Below are 17,635 nucleotides of genomic sequence, written 5' to 3'. Positions count from 1 at the left end.
CCATAATGATTCACATATTTTCAAAGTACATACTTTTACTAACTAAAATTCAATATTTAAAAAAACTACTTGATTTTTATATAGTTAGCTCCATAATTCTCTTTCGCCCAGGAAATATACCCGTTCCCATAATTGTATCCCTGCAGTGCCAGTTTTACATGATTCATATCCACCGGGTTTTCCACGCCCGCCTCCCGCAGACAAGCCGCAAGGTTCTGGATACCTACATCAATGGAATACTCCGGATCTGTGATCCCGTTTGGCGTATTGGGATAACGGGTATTATACCCGCACTCGGACGCCTGCATGGGATCGGTTCCCTGTCCGCCGCTCTCCTGCATCATGACCGCTTTAATCAGTTCCACATATTCCTCAATCCCGTGCTGTCTGGCATACTGCCGGATCAATGGCTCATACGCCTCTACCTCTGCGCTGACAGGAGCAACGGTACTGGAGTTACTTCCTCCCACCATGCTGAACAGCGCTCCAAATAGAATGACAATTACAAGGATCAACACCACGATCCAGCCGCCCGCGAGGATAGCGGAGACAAGAGCCTTTGTAGCCGCAATAACAGCCTTTACTGCAGCAGCTACTGCCTTTGCAGTCACTTTTGCAGCCTTCGCCGCCGCAATCGCCGCCTGTCTTGCGGCAACAGCAGTCCGCTGCGTGGTCAACACCGCAGTCCTTGCTCCCTGTCCTGCAGTTCTGGCAGCCATTTCCGTAGTCCGGACTGCGCTGCGCCCGGTCCGTTCCGCTGTTTTGATTGTCCTCCCTGTGCCTTTCACTGCCGCTTTCCCGAAAGTTTTTATAGAAGCATGGGCTGTTTTGATTGTTTTCTCTCCCCGATCAAACGCCTTGACTGTCTGCTTTGGAAGTTCCCGGATCTGCGTTCCTTTCTTTCCAGTCTCCCTTCCTCCGGCGGCCTGCCTTCTGGCGGTCCGACCGGCCTGCGCTCCTGTCCGGTTTTTCATCTGCTCTTTCGGCTGGTAAGTCTTTTCTGTACCGGACGAAAAAGAAGAGGCGGAAGGCTCTCCGTTCTTCTCCCGGAAAGCCTCTGCCTCATTTTTCGCTCTGCCCCTCTCCCGGACAGCATGGATTACTTTTTCCCCCTGTTTTCCTGCCTGCTGAACTGTTCCACGGGCGGCTCTCTCCCCTTTCTCCATAACCTGGTCTTCGGCATAACCTACCGGGGTTCCCTGTTCTCTTCCCTGTGTCTGCTCTGCGCTGTCTCTTGTCCGGATATAGGCCCCTTTCATATGCTCCGCCGCTGTCACGGTTTTATCCAATACTTTGATATCCTTCTGGACGTGGCGGGTTTTGATCGTTCTTCCCATCGCCTGCCCTCCTTTCGGATATGGGATTTTCAGATCTTCTTAGCCACAACCACAAGCCTTCCATTGGTATTGGAATATTCGCAGGTGGACAGGGTAAGCAGCTTGTCTCCATATTCTGCGGTCACTCCCGTATCATAAAGGGCAAGTTCCCTGCACTGCTCCACATAGTCCGTAAACTCTTTTTCCGTCTCTGCATGAGAAAAGAGATAGAACTTGAATCCGGTATCGTCATAGACCGTGGTCTTGAATACTGCGATCACTTCATATTCAGCGGTTTCCGTCAGCGTATCAAAACGGACCGTTTTATGCCGCTCATAGAAATCCCGGTCCTCATAGTTCATCAGTCCGGCGAATATGGAACCGTTGTTCATGTGGTGTCCGTAGATGATCACATTGTCGCTGGGTTCCATCGGATCACAATGCTCTGCGATATAGGGAACACCATAAGCACTGGATTCCTTGTAAAAATTGTGTTTCAGATAATAATCCGGGTTGTCCGGCGTATACATGACCGGATAGTTGATCGGTGTGTCCTCAATCTGAATCCATCCGGCCATATCATTGTTCATGGAAAACAGTTCGGCATACCGCTCTAAGGGAGAAATCACTTCCTGCTCCTCTCCCGCCGGTTCTTTCTCCGGGTGGACAAGTAGATCCCGATCCCCAGTCCATACGCCAGTAAAAAAAGAAGGACAGTTTTTGCGCTGTCCTTACAGAGTTCCATAGAAAACGGATGGTCCATCGCCTCCGGCAGTCCTTTCACGATACCGATCAGGCCGCCGGACAGATAAGGCGCTGTCAGCAGGGCAAACCAGATAACGGGGAAAATGCCGAGAATGGCAAAAATCCATGTGCTTTTCCTGCTACCGCTCTTCATGGCGTCTGTGCCCCCTTCGTGGTTTCTCCGGCGGCACCTCCATCTTTTCAATAACCTTTAAGAGAACATCGTCCACGGCGTCCGTGGGCCGCTCCTCTTTTAAGCGTCAACTGTGCGATCTCCTGCGAGTATTCTATACCCCCAATTCCAAACAATCCTCTTATCATATGGAACGCCTCGCTGATTCTGTCTGTATCCACCAATGCAGTTATGGAGAAATAAATATCCTCCATGTCCTCAATCCTCTGGCTGTTGGGAAAAAGTTTGTTGATCAAGGGTAATGTATAGGCCCCGGAAATCAGATTTACAGTGTTTCTTACATCTTTGATCTTGTTGTCGTCATTTTTCATTGACATTTCCTCTCTTTCTTTAAATCTGGCAAAAGCCACATATTTATAGAACGCAAAAAAGCCGCTTGCTCTCTACTATAAAGAACAAACGACCTTTTGCAAAATCTATCCATATTCACTTATTCATAAACAGAGTTTGCCTGTTTCTTCTGCTGATAACTTATGATAATTTGGGGGAAGATACACTCACTCACGTTCAAATTTGGGGGATAGTGTTATCCCCCAAAAAGAAACGGTACGCAAACTTCTCCTGTTCATTTCAGAAGAAAGAGGCGAAGTTTCACATGGCATTTGGGGGATAGCCTTCCCCCAACTCTTCCCCCAAAAATCCCCCAAATTTACCCGTAAAATACGATAATTTATGATACTTTACGGATTCGCTCCAGAACGCAAAAAAGCCCTTGAAAACGCCCGTTTTACGGGATTTTCAAGGGCTTCAAGCACCTTTGGTTTTAGGAAATTACATTCCCATCTGTTTCAATGTGATTTTATCTGCAATCATTGGAAGAAGTTTGGCATCAGAAATTGAGAATAAGAGTATTCGCTTATACATAAATCGAATCGGTATCCGAAAATTGATATATGGAGGCAAAGAATTAGCACTGTTAATTTTTTCGGTATTCATAGATATTTTATTAGTTCTAACGAGTATCGTATTTTATTATGCTGTGCTTGTTCACAATCCAAATGTTGCAAGCGGCATATTCTATGATAGTAATGTGAGTATGGAAGTCGCTCAAATCATTTGTAATTGTATGTTTTGGCTGATAACGATTTTTCTCGTAATGCTAATGGCAACAAGGTTGAAGACACTTGTATGTGTAGGCGTGTACATGATTCTCTATATCATAATGAATTTAATGTCTTATATAGACGGGATAAAATATCTCTCGCCATTACATTACATAGTTGTAACTTCTTCAAACAGCTCACAAATCGCACTCTCTACAATGCTTTTTCTCCTTTATTCTATTTGTGCGGGAATATTATTTACCCATATTGGTATTCGCAAGATTGAGAAAATGGATTTGTAAAAAAAGTGGCAAAGGCAGCCGAGCCAGGCAACGATCAAGATGAACGCGCATTGGCATTGACATTCTTGTTAGCCTTTACAGATAGTCAAGCACGGGGGGACAGCACAAAGTGCTGCCGCCCCGCATTATTAATCAGAATGAAATAGCTTTTCGTGATTGGCTTTGAAACATTTCTTTGACTGTTCTGATGCAGCATATCCCCCGTCTGCCCTTTGAAGTTTTGCAGAGGCCGATTGTTTCAGAATCATCATATCCACACTTTCATTTCTTTGCTTCACTTCAAAAAATATCAGAAAAAAATATGAGAAGCCATAAAGACATGGAATTTTCAAAATGTATCTGCAGGTTCCCGCTACTTTCTTTCCGGTGCATAGACCGCTTCCACCTCCATCCCGTCATCCGTCTGATCCAGCCGTACATAATAATCCCGGATGTAGTAGCTGGCATGCTGCTCCTGCAGGGAATACAGCTCCAGCGTCTGAAAATCCACCAGACAAAGATCCCTGGGCTTTGGTTCCTCCCCTTCCGGTCCGTAGGTTTCCATGACAGCGAGCAGCTTATCCAGGCAGTCCTGGCAGAGAATGGTTTTTGCCTTCTCCACATCCAGGATGCTATCTTCCCCATAACTGACTTTCACCGTGGAAATCCCACGGGAGGGTGTCTGTGTGCTGGAAAAGAAATCTCCGCCTTCCCCGGTGCCTGTCATGGCAGTCCTGGTGCCACTGGTATCTGCTCCGTCCTCCTCATGAGGCAGGATGCCGAAATCCAGCACATACCACTGGTTTACACTGATAATCCCCAGATCATCAAACTGCCGGAAATATCCCATCAGGCTTTCCTTTGCTGTACCACACAGATAACAGCCCTCCGAATCCGACAATTCCGACTGGACTGCTGGCAATTCTTTATACTCCATAGAAGTGAACTCCTCCTGTTGCGGCATATCTGCCGTATCTTTCATTTTCCCAAAAGCTGTGAAAAAAAGAAGCAGGGCAGCCAGGATGCCCGCTCCCCATACCAGTTCTTTCCTCATCCGATAATACTTTCCCTTCTGCATCGTCCTTCCTCCCGCTTTATTTATGTCTTTAACAAGCATTATTTGTGTCTGTTATGAGCATAAATAGTGTGTGGTTCAGACACTATTTATGTCTTACCATAAAGGCAAACATGGAAAGGGGGTGTAAAGAACATGGAACAATCTGAAATCAGGCGGATCGGCAGGATCCTGAAGGAACGACGGCTCCAGCTCGGATACACCCAGGAATATGCTGCAGAAAAAGCAGGCATTTCCTATTCATACTATACCAAGATTGAACGTGGACAACAACTTCCATCTCTGGAAGTTGCCATGGTCCTTTCCAAAACCTTCAGCCTGTCTATGGATCGCTGGCTTTTATGCCAGGCGCATGATTACAGGATGTCACCGGCTGCCTTAAACCTCATCCAATATGTCAGCTCCCTGGATAACAAAACCATCGAAACGATCCAGGAGCTGCTCTCCAAAGCCTCCCTGGTAGAGAAACAGAACTGACCGCAGGGCCTAAGCCCCTGCGGTTTTGCAATGAATACATTGCAATTATACTCGGAATATCCAGTAGAATCAAGGAAACTGCAATGAATACATTGCAAATTCACGAGATCAGTTTCGGCATACTCCCGGAAACACGAAAAAGGAGGCTTCTTTCATGGAACAAAAACTGAAACAGGATATTCAGATTGGCGAAACCATCCGCTCCCTCCGTATGGAGCGGAAACTGACGCAGGACCAGGTGGTTTCCAAACTGCAGCTTATGGATCTCGACATCACCCGGAGCATCTACTCTCAGATCGAAGGCGGTACCTACAGCATCCGCATCTCGGTCCTTGCTGGTCTGTCCCAGATCTTTCAGGTGGACTATAACACCTTCTTTCGGGATGTCCATCTCCCAGGTTCGGAATAATTTATCTCCCCAAACATTTTCACTTTCTCTTCGTTCTGAACGTGGCACACATTCTTCCCGGTTTCGCACGAAACTGGCACGGTTTTGCGATTGTGCCGTAAATTTCCCCGTGTTACAATAGGTACTGTCAAAATTATATGCAGCGAAAACGCAGCGCATCCAAAGGCGGCAGCCTCCCGCCCGGATTGGCTGCGTTTTTTCGTGCAGGGAAAGGAGGTTTCCCTTCAACAACTTCATATGGCTTTGCAGAAGTAGTCCGCATTGACCGGGCTGCTTTTGCTTTTTGAGGCAGGAAATTATAAGCACGGGCGGGAAAAGCAATCCCGTCCGTTTTTTCAAGATCAATGAAGGAGGTCATACATGAAACAGTTACCTGCAAACTCTTCACCGGAGAAAAAGCGGACGGTCTGCTACGGGAAATACCTCTACGCAGCCTTCCTGCTCTTTACGCTTATCGCAGCGAATGTCCAGCCGGTGCTTGCTTCCAATATGTGGGACAAGGCCAATGAGATCATGAAGGATGTTTATAACCAGATCGTCCTCATATCCACCATTGCCGCCGTAGTGACCGCATCCGTGGCGCTGCTTTTGATGAATTTCTCGAAATCCGGCAAGACCGTGGATGAGAGCCGTGCCTGGCTGAAGCGGATCATCATTACCTGGGCGATTCTGAACGGCCTTGGTTTTATTATGGCATACATTACCCCGTTCTTTGCCGGAGGCACATACAGCGGATAAGCCCGGAAAGGAGGAAACCACATGGGAATACTGGACGGAATCGTGGAATGGATCGCAGAACAGGTCATGAACATCCTGGATCTGATCACCACTTCAGTCCTGGGCGCCCTCGGCTGCTCCATGGACACGTTCCTGCGCTATTTTCCTGCAGCTGAAACCATGTACGATGTGTTTCTGGCACTGGCTCTTGGCCTCATCCTCTTAAACTGGGTGTGGCAGCTTTTCAAGAACTACTTCATGGGTGCCGGAATCGAAGCGGAGGATCCCCTGAAACTTTCCATCCGTTCTTTTATTTTTATCTTCCTGGCCTTTTATGCGGAAGACATCGTGAACCTGCTCCTTGGCATCGCCGGGACGCCTTATGACTGGATCTTAACGGAGGAGCTTCCCTCCCTGGATTTTGCCAGCTTCAATTCAGTCATCACCGTCATCCTGGGTGTATGCGCCAATGGAGCCGTGGCGATTATCGCCCTGATTTTAGTTTTGATTTTGGCGTGGAATTACATCAAGCTGCTCTTTGAGGCAGCGGAACGCTACATCCTTTTGGGTGTGCTGGTCTATACGGCGCCGGTTGCCTTTGCCACAGGTGCCTCCCAGTCCACCGGGAACATCTTCCATTCCTGGTGCCGGATGCTGGGCGGGCAGTTCTTCCTATTATTGATGAACGCCTGGTGCCTGCGGCTGTTTACCAGCATGGTCGGCACTTTCCTCGCAAACCCGTTATCACTCTGATGAAAGGAGGAGTCCATGAAATACAAAAAACCAATCCTCACTGCCCTGGTACTGGTTTCCTGCCTGGTTTTGTTCTGCTCCATGCCGGTCTTTGCGGCAGAGCTGACAGAAGCCCAGGTGGAGGAAGCCGTAGCAGAACAGGGAAAGGAAGCCGTGACCGGAAATGTGTTCATCTGGTTCCTCTGTGCCATTGCTTTCCTCAAGGTTTCCCAGAAGATCGACAGCTTTATGGCATCCCTAGGGATTAATGTAGGAAACACCGGCGGGAACATGATGGCGGAGCTGCTCATTGCAGGCCGGGGCCTTGCCGGAGCCTTCCATGGGCATGGTGGTGGCGGCGGATACCGCAGGGCATCCTCTCCCGGAAGCGCAGCCGTTGGCGGCAGCTTTCTCTCCGGAGGGCTTGCCGGTGCAGTGGGACGCCAGGTACAGCGGGAAGCCGTCAATGCTGCTACCCACTATTCGGAAGGGCCCAGCGTCGGGAATATGCTCTATCAGTCCTCGCTCAAGAAAGGCGGAGACTTTGCCAATCACGTGATCAGCAATATCGCCCAGGGCAATTACGGGCAGGTCGGCTCTATCAAAGGGGAGGATGCGGCAAAAGCCTATGCCTCCTACATGGGAATCGACACCTCTGCTCCGGATGCTGCCACCTACTCGAACATGGAGATTGGCGGTGGACGGATGACCGGCGTGGAAAAAACGGATGCCGGCAGCCGGGAATTTGCCCTTTACAGTGCTGACCAATATGCGGCGCCTACCCATGGCAGCTTTGAGACTGTCCAATCTGTGGACGGCGCTGCCTGGTATAAGCAGTATGCGCAGGATACGGTGGAGAAAACACCGTATGACGCTGGCAATGGAAAAGTCGCCTACAACGAATCCATTGTCCAGAAGCTGCCGCCGGCACCCCAGCGAAAGGACCGGATGTAAATGGCGGAGCAAAGCTCCGGCCTTGGGGAAGCTGTCGATGTAGGCACCAGTGCAGCCTCCCACTTACAGGCCATGAAGACCGCCGCCCATCTGTCCAAGACCGTGGCGGGTGCGGCAGCCGGTCCCTTTACGGCAGCCATCAGTGCTGCCATCGCAAACCGGCATACTCTTTTGAAAGCCGGAGCCGTTATCCTGGGGTTTTTACTGCTTCCTGTCCTTTTCATCCTGATGCTGCCGGGGCTGATCTTCGGATCCCTGACAGAAAACACCGGGGCTTTAAACAGCAATGCCCTGATCAATGAAAATATCCAGAACGCCAGGCAGGCGATTGTGGAAGTCCTGGAAGAAAGCCATGCGGATCTTTTAGTAGAGATCAACAGTGCCATTGCCGCTCTTCCGGAGGGGTCCACCGTACAGATCGTAGATCCCTATGAGACGACCATAGCGGTCAATGCCCATCTTTTAATCTCCCAGTTCTGTGCGAGCCAGGATGATTATGAAAATATCAATATTGACAAACTCCAAAGCCTGATCCGGGAAAACAAGGACGGGCTTTTTTCTTATGATGTAGCGGAAGAAACCGTTTCTGTGGAAGTGGAGACGGAAACCGCAGAAGGGGAAACTCCTCAGACGGAAACCGTTACATTTACCCGCTATACCTATACCGTTTCCTTTGCCGGTGACGCCTATTTTGCTGACCATGTATTTTACTTGAGCGAGGAACAAAAGGAACTGGCGGAAAACTACGCCAGTAACCTGACCCTCTTCTTTGGCGCTGCCTCCGGCACGGCTATGGCGATCAACTTAAGTGATGAGGTGCTTGCCTACCGACCACTGGTATCCGAGATTGCCGCCCGGTATGGGATGAGCGATTATGTGGAGCTGATCCTGGCCGTCATGATGCAGGAATCCGGCGGACGGGGAAGCGATCCCATGCAGGCATCGGAAAGCGGATACAATACCCGGTTCCCCAGAGGCCCCGGCACGATCACCGATCCGGAATACTCCATTGAGTGCGGCATCCAGGCGCTGCGGGATGTACTGACAAAAGCCGGATGCACCGGGCCGACGGACCTGGACCGGATCAAGCTGGCCCTCCAGGGCTATAATTACGGTTCCGCTTACATCGACTGGGCCATGGAACGGGACGGCGGCTACACAAAGGAAAACGCCATTGCCTACTCCGACATGATGTGCGCCCGGCCCGGCTGGAACTATTCCATCTACGGGGACAAGGAGTACGTGGATCATGTCCTGCGCTATTACCAGGTACTGAATACCGGCGGCACTTACCCGGCAGGCGGGATGCAGATCCCCCTCTACATCCAGACGGAATACGGAAACATCCCTTATGGCACCGGTTCGATTGCGGACTGCGGCTGCGGCCCTACTGCCTTTGCCATGGTAGCAAGCTACCTGACCGGAAGCACCATAACTCCGGTGGATGCAGTCGCCTGGTGCGGCAATTCCTACTATAAGCCGGGGGCTGGCACCTACTGGTCCTATTTCCAGGCGGCGGCTTCTCATTTCGGATGCGGGAGCGTCACCCAGACCATGGACGCCAATGCGGTCCTGCAGGCCCTTTCCGAAGGGCGCCCGGTGATCTCCTCCCAGGGGCCGGGGTTATTTACCTCAGCCGGACACTTTATTGTCCTGCGCGGGCTGACCGCAGACGGGAAGGTGCTGGTCAATGATCCCAATGACAGCGAGTCCAAGAACTATGTGAACCGTGCATTTGACATGATGACGGAAATCCATGCGACATCCTCGCAGTATTGGATTTTCGAGAAGAAATAAAGGAGCGTTTATGAGCAGAATAAAACTGATTTTGTCCATCCTCCTGATGCTCTTTCTCCTGCTGGTCGCCATCTTTCTTCCTTCCAGGCTCCGGGAACGAAATGAAACACCGGATACAAAGTCTCAAGAAGAGACCGCTTCCCAGGAAGAAAGCAACCAGCCGGAGAAGCTGACGGAGATGGACTTTTTATCCTTTGAAGAGCTGAGCCAGTTCTTCTCTTCCGCCCAGACTGTATCCTTAAGGGAGCAGTTTCCGGTATATCTTACCCGTACCGGGCAGACAGACATTACATCGGCAGAATATCTGCCGGATGAAACCGGGTATCCGGATACCACCACAGTTGAACTGCATTTTCTCCTGTCCGATGACAGCACCCTTCCAGTGTTCTATGACACCATGACGGGTGCTTTTTCTTTTGGAGAGGAGCGGACGGTGCTGGGGACATCCGGGCAGACCTATGAAAAACCGGTGCTGGATACCCTGCCCCCTGTCTCCAGCAGTGAAGTGGAGCAGCGCCAGGAAGGCGGCTATGCGGATGTGACCGCACCAGAAGAGCCTGCACCGGATACCGGGACAGAAGAAACGGGAACTACGCAAAGCGGAGCTTCCGCAAATGCTGCGGATCCCGCACAGAACACCCAGGACGGAGAGGAGGTGCTGCCATGAGCAATCCGGATGAGCAGCGGACCTCCTTTATCCCGCCAAACTTCATCGAAAAGGGCAAGATCTTAAACGGCACCTTTGACATCCGCAATGCCATTGAAGCCATTATTTTCGCCCTGCTGATCGGGGTGCCGGTGGTCCACCTGCCGTTTTCCCTGACCACCCGCATCATCATCCTGTGCATGACCGCACTGCCGGCAGCTATGGTATCCCTCATCGGGATCGGCGGGGAAAGCATCACCGCTTTCCTTATGAACGCCCTGCGTTTTTTGAAGAACCGGCGGGTGATTTACCGCTCTGACGCAATGCCGGAGCCAAAGAAGAAACGGCAGAAGCTGCCTGGCACGAAAGAAGCCAAAAAACCCGCCAAACGGGAACGCCGGAAGAAAAAGGCGAAAAAGGGCTCTTTGGAGGATTCTCCCCCTTTTGAGGGGGCCGGTCAGCAGGACGATGCACCTCCCACGAAAGAGGCGCCCCAGCAGGATCTGTCCGGCTCCCCTTCCCCCACTCCTTCTGGGAAAACGAAACGGAAAAAGAAACGGGAGCCAAAGGTTCGTGAGCATAAATCCTTCGATACCTCCACCCGGCGGGGCATCCGCAGGCAGGCCAGAGAAGATATCCGGCAGTTAGCCTATGAGCAGAAATGCGCAAAGATAGCAAAGCGCCGGGAAGAGCGGGCGGAGAAGGAAAAGCTCCGTGCCAAAAAGAAACAGGCTGCGCAGGACGCCCGCCTTGCTGCACGGCAGACGAAAGCGGCCCGCAAGGCAGAGGCTCGCAAGGCAAAGACGAAGGATGCGGAGGCACCGCAAAAGGCTGCTTCCAAATCGAGCCGCATGGCTTCCCAATCTTCCGGCAGGAAAAAGAAACGGAAGTTTCAGACCATAGAGGACTATCTTCCGATTGAAAAGATTGCCCACGGTGTCATCTACACAACGGATGGCCGGTATGTAAAAATCCTGGAAGTCGAGCCCATCAACTTCCTGCTCCGAAGTGCCAGGGAGCAGATGGGGATCATCTACAGCTTTATCAGCTACCTGAAAATCAGCCCGGTAAAGCTGCAGATCAAGATGATCTCCAAACGGGCGGACATCAACCAGCATCTGGAGAAATCCAGACAGGAGCTGGAAAATGAAACGGATCCCCGGTGCCGGGAGCTGCAGGAGGATTACCTGAAGTTTGTCCGGAACCTAAGTTCCAGGGAGGCCGTTTCCCGGCGGTTCTTCCTTGTTATGGAATATGAACCTTTTAACGCCAACCGGAAGGTGACGGAACGGGAGATCTTAGAATCCCTGGAGACGACGGCGCAGACAGCCAAGACCTTTCTGTACCAGTGCGGCAATGAGGTGACAGAACATGAAAATCCGGATGAGTTTACCACGGATGTGTTGTACACCCTCTTAAACCGCTCCCTTTGCACCACCCATCCCTTGCAGGAGCGCATTGCTTCCGTATTGGCACGGTACGCAAAGGAGAACCGTGCCGATGAGGATATCCGCATCAGTGAATTTCTCTCTCCGGAAACCCTGGATTTCCGGCACTCCAGCTATGTGCTGATCAACGGGGTCTACCACTCCTATCTGTACGTACCGTCATCCGGCTACAAAAGCCGGGTGGTGCCGGGGTGGCTGTCTCTTTTGGTAAACGCCGGGGAAGGCATTGACGTGGATTTTTATCTCCACCGGCAGCCAAAGGATAAGATCCAGCAGCGGCTGGGACAACAGATCCGGATCAACCGTTCCAAGATCAAGGACGCCTCGGATACCAATACCGACTATGACGACCTGGATTCCGCCATCCGCTCCGGTTATTTCTTAAAACAGGGGCTGGCGAATAATGAAGACTTCTATTACATGAGCCTTCTCATTACCGTCACAGCCTCTACTTTAGAGGAGCTGCAGTGGCGGGTACAGGAGATGAAAAAGCTCCTGATCTCCCAGGACATGGACCTGAGAACCTGCTACTTTCTGCAGGAGCAGGGCTTTTTATCCACGCTGCCCCTGGCATCTCTGGATAAGAAGCTGTATCAGCTTTCCAGGCGGAACGTTTTAACCAGCGGGGCGGCAAGCTGCTATCCTTTTGTCAGCTACTCCATCTGTGATGACAACGGGATTTTATTTGGTGTCAACAAGCACAACAACAGCCTTGTCATTGCGGATATCTTTGATTCCAGGCAGTACAAAAATGCCAACGTGGCGATCCTGGGCTGCTCCGGTGCAGGGAAAACCTTTACCATGCAGCTTTTTGCCACCCGGATGCGGCGCAAGAACATCAAAGTCTTCATCATAGCGCCGCTGAAAGGGCATGAGTTCTACCGGGCCTGCAAGAATATCGGCGGGGAGTTCATCCAGATTTCCCCCGCCAGCCGGAACTGCATCAACATCATGGAGATCCGGAAAACGGATAACTCCGTCAATGAGCTGCTGGACGGTCCTTCCATGGACAACTCGGCACTGGCCGGGAAGATCCAGAAGCTGCATATCTTCTTCAGCCTGCTCATCCCGGACATGACCCATGAGGAGCGGCAGCTTCTCGATGAGGCGCTGATCAAGACCTATGCCAAAAAGGGGATCACCCACAAAAACGAGTCCCTGATCGATCCGGCTCATCCGGACCGGTATAAACCCATGCCGATCCTGGAAGATGTCTACGATATCCTGATGGAAAGCGATGACACGAAACGCATGGCCCACATCTTAAACCGGCTGGTCCACGGCTCTGCTTCCTCTTTTAACCAGGAAACCAACGTGGATCTGACCAATAAGTATACGGTTCTCGATATCTCCGAGCTGACCGGGGATCTATTGACAGTGGGCATGTTTACCGTCTTGGATTATGTCTGGGATATCGCAAAGGAGAACCGAACGGAGGAAAAAGCCATCTTCGTGGATGAGGTCTGGCAGCTCATCGGTGCGTCCAGCAACCGCCTGGCTGCAGAATTTGTCCTGGAGATCGCCAAGATCATCCGAGGATACGGCGGTTCTGCCGTCTTTGCGACGCAGGATTTAAATGACTTTTTTGCCCTGGATGACGGCAAGTACGGAAAGGGAATCATAAACAATTGCAAGTCTAAAATTGTCCTCAACATGGAAGAGGAAGAGGCGCAGCGCGTCAAACAAATCCTACATCTTTCCGAAACGGAGCTTCTTAACATTACGCACTTCCAGCGGGGCAATGGTCTGATATCCACGAATAACAATAACATTACTGTGGAATTTAAGGCATCCGCTCTGGAAAAAGAGCTGATCACTACGGACCGGCAGGAACTTCTGGAGATCCTGGAACGGCACAGACAAAAAGCAGCCGGGTAACGATGCCAAAGCAACCCATGGGGAGTGTCTGATGCAGGGCAGGCACTTCCTTTTTTCATTCCCCTGTACCTTTTGAAAAGGAGGAGACTTATGAAACGAATCAAAACCCACATCCTCCGCCGCTGTTTCGCTTTCCTGATGGCAGCCATCGTCCTTGCGGGGACAGCCATCACAAGCCCCTTGACAGCCCATGCGGCGGATGGAACCCTTAATTTCCAGACCGGTGAATTAATCTCTTATGGCGATTACTACACCACAAAGATGTCTGTGGATAACAACGGCACGGCCTACTGTGTCCAGCCCATGAAGAGAACGCCGGCGGCGGGCAGCTATCAGTACGACCTGCTGGGAAAAGACTCTGCGCTCCGCAAAGCGCTCTACTACCTGCCCGGCGGTTACGGCTATGAAGAGCAGAACATCGCCGGCACCTATTTAAGCGGCTGGTCTGAAAATGACCGCTACGTAATCGGTCATCTGGTGGCTTCCTATGTGTACAGCAATTACGACGCCGGAAGCGGAGCCTTTTATGGCGCGCCCCAAAGCTACATTGATAAGGCGGTGGAGATCGCCAATGCGATCCAGGGACTGCCTGCGCCGCCGGACTCCTTCCGTGCCTTTATCATTCCGTCTGACAGCAACCAGACCGTAGCGGGATGCTGGTACGAAAAGCCCTACGGCTGGATCGAGATCCAGAAATCCACGGCAAACAGCTCCGTTTCTGACGGGAACGGCAATTACAGCTTAAAAGGCGCCCAGTACGGCATTTATCAGGGCAGCAACCTGGTAGAGACACTGACCACCGATGAGAATGGCTATGCCAAATCCGGAGATCTTGAGGTCGGCAGCTACACGATCAAAGAGCTTTCTCCATCTCCGGGATACGCCCTGGATATCAATGCCTATGATGTGACCGTTTCTTCCAATGAAACAGCAAAAGCAGAGGTCAAGGAAATCCCCCAGAATAATCCCCTCTCCCTGGTGCTTCAGAAGCTGGATGCAGACTTAAAGGATGCCATTCCCCAGGGCGCTGCCAGCCTGAAGGATGCGGAGTTTACCGTGAAGTTCTACACCGCCATCTCCGATACGGATCCGGCTGCAGGCGGCAGTGAGCCTGCCCGCACCTGGGTATTCCGTACAGGAGAAGACGGGGAGATTTCCTTTACGGAGGAATACAAGGTCAGCGGAGATGCGTTCTACTACGCAAGCGACGGCAAAACGCTGTGCGTGCCTCTTGGAACCGTGACCATCCAGGAAACCAAAGCGCCAGCAGGCTACCAGCTCAATGAAACGGTGTTCGTTCTGCCGATTTCCAGCAGCGGTACGGAAGAAACTGTCTCTGCTTACCAGGCGCCGGATGTACCGGATGCTGTCATCCGGGGAGGTGTCAAAGTACAGAAACGAGATTTGGAAACCGGCGGCACCACGCCCCAGGGCGGCGCTACACTGGAAGGCGCTGAGTTTGCCATCACCTCATTAAATGAGAACCCGGTAGTCGTCGATGGAACGACCTATCAGAAGGATGAAGTCGTCCTGACCATCAAGACCGATGCCTCTGGACTGGCATCCACTGCTGCGGACGCTCTGCCTTACGGCAGTTACCGTGTAGATGAAGTGACGCCTCCCACCGGTTATTTAGGGGAAGGCACCCTCTCCGCTGAGTTTACCATCTCTAAGAACGGGGAAATGGTGGACCTGACTGGAGAAGACAGTTCCATCTCAAACCAGATCATCCGGGGCGGTGTCAAAGTGCAGAAACGTGACATCGAAACCGGGAAAGCTGCCGCTCAGGGCGGTGCTACCTTGGAGGGCGCAGAATTTACCATCACCAGCTTAAATGCCAATCCGGTGATCGTGGACGGGGAAACCTACGAAAACGGGGAAATCGTCCTGACGCTTGTAACGGATGAGAAGGGGCTGGCTTCCACGGCGAAAGATGCCCTGCCTTACGGCCATTACCGGGTGGATGAGACAAAAGCGCCGGAAGGGTATCTGAACGAGGGCCGTATCTCCCTGGAATTTGACATCACGGAAGACGGCAAGATCGTGGAACTGACCGAAACCGGCTCATCCATTGAAAACCAGGTCATCCGTGGGGATCTGGAGCTTGTTAAAGTCAGTGACGGGGATCTGTCCCGTCTCGCAGGTGTACCGTTTACTATTACTTCTAAAACAACCGGCGAGAGCCATACCATCGTAACAGATAAAAACGGTTATGCCAGCACATCCGCAGAGTGGAACAAACATACCTCCAATACCAACCGGGGTGAGACTGCAGAAGACGGCATCTGGTTTGGCACCTCCAAGCCGGATGACTCCAAAGGCGCCCTGATCTATGATACCTATACCATTGAAGAGCAGCGCTGTGAAGCCAATGAAGGCCGAAACCTTCTTACCTTTGATGTAGAAGTGTACCGGGATTCCGTTACCATCGACCTGGGGACGCTGACTAATGACAAGGTGGAGATTGCCACCACTGCACTGGATAAAGAAAGCGGCTCCCATATGGCAAAGCCCGATGACAAGGTAACGATTGTTGACACGGTTGAGTATGAAGGGCTGAAAAAAGGTGTGGAGTACCGGGTAGTCGGCACGCTCATGAACAAAGAAACCGGGGAACCTTTTGAGATTGATGGAAAACCGGTCACGGCAGAGACGACCTTTACGGCGAAAAAATCTACCGGCAGCGTGGAAGTAGAATTTACCTTTGACGCTACGGGCCTTGGCGGAACCACCGTGGTCTGCTTCGAGGAACTGTGGCAGGATGACCTGAAAATGGCTGTTCACGCCGATATCGAGGATCAGGACCAGTCCATCTTCTTCCCGGAGATCGGTACTCAGGTGAAAGATTCCGAAACCGGCCTTCAGATGGCTCACGCAGATGAAGAGGTAACACTCATTGATACGGTGTCCTATTCCAACGTACCCGCCGGAGAAGAGCTTACCCTGCAGGGAATCCTGATGGATAAAGAAACCGGGGAAGCATTGGAGATTGGCGGGGAAACCGTGACTTCCGAACTGACCTTTACACCGGAAAACTCGGAAGGGACTGTAGATGTGGAATTTACCTTTAACGCTACAGAAGCGGCAGGCAAGACACTGGTTGTCTTTGAATCCCTATATTATGGGGAGGAAGAAATCGCTTCCCACCAGGATCTTAGTTCACCGGAGCAGACGCTGGTTCTGCCTTCTGTCAGCACCACTGCAGCAAATCCGGAGCTTGGAAACCAGACCGGGCTCGCAAAGGCGGAAGCATCCATTACGGATGTGGCGGAATATACGAACCTTATTGCCGGGGAAACCTTCACGATCCGCGGCACGCTGATGGATCAGGAAACCGGCGAAGAGCTGCTGATCGATGAAAAGCCTGTGACGGCTGAAGCAGAATTTACCCCGGAGGAGACTTCCGGAACCACCGAGCTGACCTTTACCTTTAATGCAGAGGCACTGGCCGGAAAAACCCTGGTGGTCTTCGAGGAAATCCTTTATAAAGATCAGGTGGTTGCGTCCCACAGGGACATTTCTTCCGATCCGCAAAGTATCTACTTCCCGCAGATCGGCACCTCTGCCACAGACGGGGAGGACGGGGATCAGGAGATCCTGGCCGACAGCGAGGTAACCATCAAGGATACGGTTTCCTATGAAAACCTGATTCCCGGGGCATCCTATCTCTTAAAGGGCGTGCTGATGGATCAGGAAACCGGGGAAGAACTGCTTCTTGACGGAAATCCGGTCACGGCTGAAACCGCATTTACACCGGAAGAGCGCAGCGGCTCCGTAGAGGTTGTATTTACCTTAGAGTAGTGGTAGTATAAAAATAGTACAAAGTAAAGATGCCATGCAGACCTAAATCATGTATGATAAGAGAGATGATAAAAAGGAGGCAGTACAGGCATGGCAAAGGGTAGCAGATACGATCAACAGTTTA

Annotated in this window: 14 protein-coding genes; 9 read left to right on the top strand and 5 right to left on the bottom strand. The window is 51.4% G+C overall.

Features of this window, described 5'->3' with window-relative positions:
• Window positions 1-65 precede the first annotated feature (65 nt).
• The 5 genes from Selli1_RS14435 to Selli1_RS14415 all read right to left on the bottom strand — a co-directional run bounded on the left by Selli1_RS14435 (window position 66) and on the right by Selli1_RS14415 (window position 4,655).
• Window positions 66-1,337 carry a lysozyme family protein gene (locus tag Selli1_RS14435; RefSeq protein ID WP_281873597.1) on the bottom strand — a complete coding sequence of 424 codons (1,272 nt, stop codon included), beginning with the start codon at window positions 1,335-1,337 and terminating at the stop codon, window positions 66-68.
• Window positions 1,338-1,366: 29 nt separating this feature from the next.
• On the bottom strand, window positions 1,367-1,945 hold the full coding sequence (locus Selli1_RS14430) for a class B sortase (RefSeq protein ID WP_330677607.1): 579 nt from the start codon (window positions 1,943-1,945) through the stop codon (window positions 1,367-1,369).
• Window positions 1,942-2,214 (bottom strand): hypothetical protein, encoded by a 273-nt coding sequence (locus tag Selli1_RS14425; RefSeq protein WP_281873595.1) that lies wholly within the window; start codon window positions 2,212-2,214, stop codon window positions 1,942-1,944. Before Selli1_RS14425 ends, Selli1_RS14430 begins: the two co-directional genes overlap by 4 nt.
• 47 nt (window positions 2,215-2,261) lie before the next feature.
• Window positions 2,262-2,564 carry a hypothetical protein gene (locus tag Selli1_RS14420; RefSeq protein ID WP_281873593.1) on the bottom strand — a complete coding sequence of 101 codons (303 nt, stop codon included), beginning with the start codon at window positions 2,562-2,564 and terminating at the stop codon, window positions 2,262-2,264.
• 1,386 nt (window positions 2,565-3,950) lie between these two features.
• Complete coding sequence (locus tag Selli1_RS14415; RefSeq protein ID WP_281873590.1) at window positions 3,951-4,655, bottom strand: hypothetical protein; 705 nt, start codon at window positions 4,653-4,655, stop codon at window positions 3,951-3,953.
• Between the two features lie 132 nt (window positions 4,656-4,787).
• Here Selli1_RS14415 and Selli1_RS14410 point away from each other — a divergent pair, with 132 nt between their 5' ends.
• From Selli1_RS14410 to Selli1_RS14370, 9 genes are all read left to right on the top strand, one after another.
• Window positions 4,788-5,129 carry a helix-turn-helix domain-containing protein gene (locus Selli1_RS14410; protein ID WP_087202377.1) on the top strand — a complete coding sequence of 114 codons (342 nt, stop codon included), beginning with the start codon at window positions 4,788-4,790 and terminating at the stop codon, window positions 5,127-5,129.
• A gap of 154 nt (window positions 5,130-5,283) precedes the next feature.
• Complete coding sequence (locus Selli1_RS14405) at window positions 5,284-5,538, top strand: helix-turn-helix domain-containing protein (protein ID WP_087283865.1); 255 nt, start codon at window positions 5,284-5,286, stop codon at window positions 5,536-5,538.
• Window positions 5,539-5,898: 360 nt separating this feature from the next.
• Complete coding sequence (locus Selli1_RS14400) at window positions 5,899-6,276, top strand: hypothetical protein (RefSeq protein ID WP_015574505.1); 378 nt, start codon at window positions 5,899-5,901, stop codon at window positions 6,274-6,276.
• Window positions 6,277-6,297: 21 nt separating this feature from the next.
• On the top strand, window positions 6,298-7,008 hold the full coding sequence (locus Selli1_RS14395) for a hypothetical protein (protein ID WP_087162270.1): 711 nt from the start codon (window positions 6,298-6,300) through the stop codon (window positions 7,006-7,008).
• A gap of 15 nt (window positions 7,009-7,023) precedes the next feature.
• The gene (locus Selli1_RS14390) at window positions 7,024-7,941 is read left to right on the top strand and encodes a hypothetical protein (RefSeq protein ID WP_087162271.1); all 918 of its coding nucleotides are present in this window, start codon (window positions 7,024-7,026) and stop codon (window positions 7,939-7,941) included.
• Complete coding sequence (locus Selli1_RS14385; RefSeq protein ID WP_281873588.1) at window positions 7,942-9,738, top strand: lysozyme family protein; 1,797 nt, start codon at window positions 7,942-7,944, stop codon at window positions 9,736-9,738.
• Window positions 9,739-9,748: 10 nt separating this feature from the next.
• Window positions 9,749-10,405 (top strand): DUF5038 domain-containing protein, encoded by a 657-nt coding sequence (locus Selli1_RS14380; protein WP_281873587.1) that lies wholly within the window; start codon window positions 9,749-9,751, stop codon window positions 10,403-10,405.
• Window positions 10,402-13,710, top strand: coding sequence for a TraG/VirB4 family ATPase (locus tag Selli1_RS14375; RefSeq protein ID WP_281873586.1), 3,309 nt, complete (start codon window positions 10,402-10,404; stop codon window positions 13,708-13,710). Before Selli1_RS14380 ends, Selli1_RS14375 begins: the two co-directional genes overlap by 4 nt.
• Window positions 13,711-13,800: 90 nt before the next feature.
• The gene (locus tag Selli1_RS14370; protein ID WP_281873584.1) at window positions 13,801-17,511 is read left to right on the top strand and encodes a VaFE repeat-containing surface-anchored protein; all 3,711 of its coding nucleotides are present in this window, start codon (window positions 13,801-13,803) and stop codon (window positions 17,509-17,511) included.
• The last annotated feature ends 124 nt before the right edge of the window (window positions 17,512-17,635 follow it).

Origin of the sequence: Sellimonas catena (assembly GCF_027924685.1) — a bacterium.
In the GTDB taxonomy this organism is placed as follows: domain Bacteria; phylum Bacillota; class Clostridia; order Lachnospirales; family Lachnospiraceae; genus Sellimonas; species Sellimonas catena.
This window is presented reverse-complemented; position numbering and strand designations above follow the sequence as displayed.

What these genes read in the sequence shown, in the direction of transcription:
- Selli1_RS14415 (WP_281873590.1), bottom strand. Translation starts at nt 4,655, where the DNA reads ATGCAGAAGGGAAAGTATTATCGGATGAGGAAAGAACTGGTATGGGGA.
- Selli1_RS14375 (WP_281873586.1), top strand. Translation starts at nt 10,402, where the DNA reads ATGAGCAATCCGGATGAGCAGCGGACCTCCTTTATCCCGCCAAACTTC.
- Selli1_RS14405 (WP_087283865.1), top strand. Translation starts at nt 5,284, where the DNA reads ATGGAACAAAAACTGAAACAGGATATTCAGATTGGCGAAACCATCCGC.
- Selli1_RS14400 (WP_015574505.1), top strand. Translation starts at nt 5,899, where the DNA reads ATGAAACAGTTACCTGCAAACTCTTCACCGGAGAAAAAGCGGACGGTC.
- Selli1_RS14435 (WP_281873597.1), bottom strand. Translation starts at nt 1,337, where the DNA reads ATGGGAAGAACGATCAAAACCCGCCACGTCCAGAAGGATATCAAAGTA.
- Selli1_RS14385 (WP_281873588.1), top strand. Translation starts at nt 7,942, where the DNA reads ATGGCGGAGCAAAGCTCCGGCCTTGGGGAAGCTGTCGATGTAGGCACC.
- Selli1_RS14380 (WP_281873587.1), top strand. Translation starts at nt 9,749, where the DNA reads ATGAGCAGAATAAAACTGATTTTGTCCATCCTCCTGATGCTCTTTCTC.
- Selli1_RS14425 (WP_281873595.1), bottom strand. Translation starts at nt 2,214, where the DNA reads ATGAAGAGCGGTAGCAGGAAAAGCACATGGATTTTTGCCATTCTCGGC.
- Selli1_RS14390 (WP_087162271.1), top strand. Translation starts at nt 7,024, where the DNA reads ATGAAATACAAAAAACCAATCCTCACTGCCCTGGTACTGGTTTCCTGC.
- Selli1_RS14395 (WP_087162270.1), top strand. Translation starts at nt 6,298, where the DNA reads ATGGGAATACTGGACGGAATCGTGGAATGGATCGCAGAACAGGTCATG.
- Selli1_RS14410 (WP_087202377.1), top strand. Translation starts at nt 4,788, where the DNA reads ATGGAACAATCTGAAATCAGGCGGATCGGCAGGATCCTGAAGGAACGA.
- Selli1_RS14370 (WP_281873584.1), top strand. Translation starts at nt 13,801, where the DNA reads ATGAAACGAATCAAAACCCACATCCTCCGCCGCTGTTTCGCTTTCCTG.
- Selli1_RS14420 (WP_281873593.1), bottom strand. Translation starts at nt 2,564, where the DNA reads ATGAAAAATGACGACAACAAGATCAAAGATGTAAGAAACACTGTAAAT.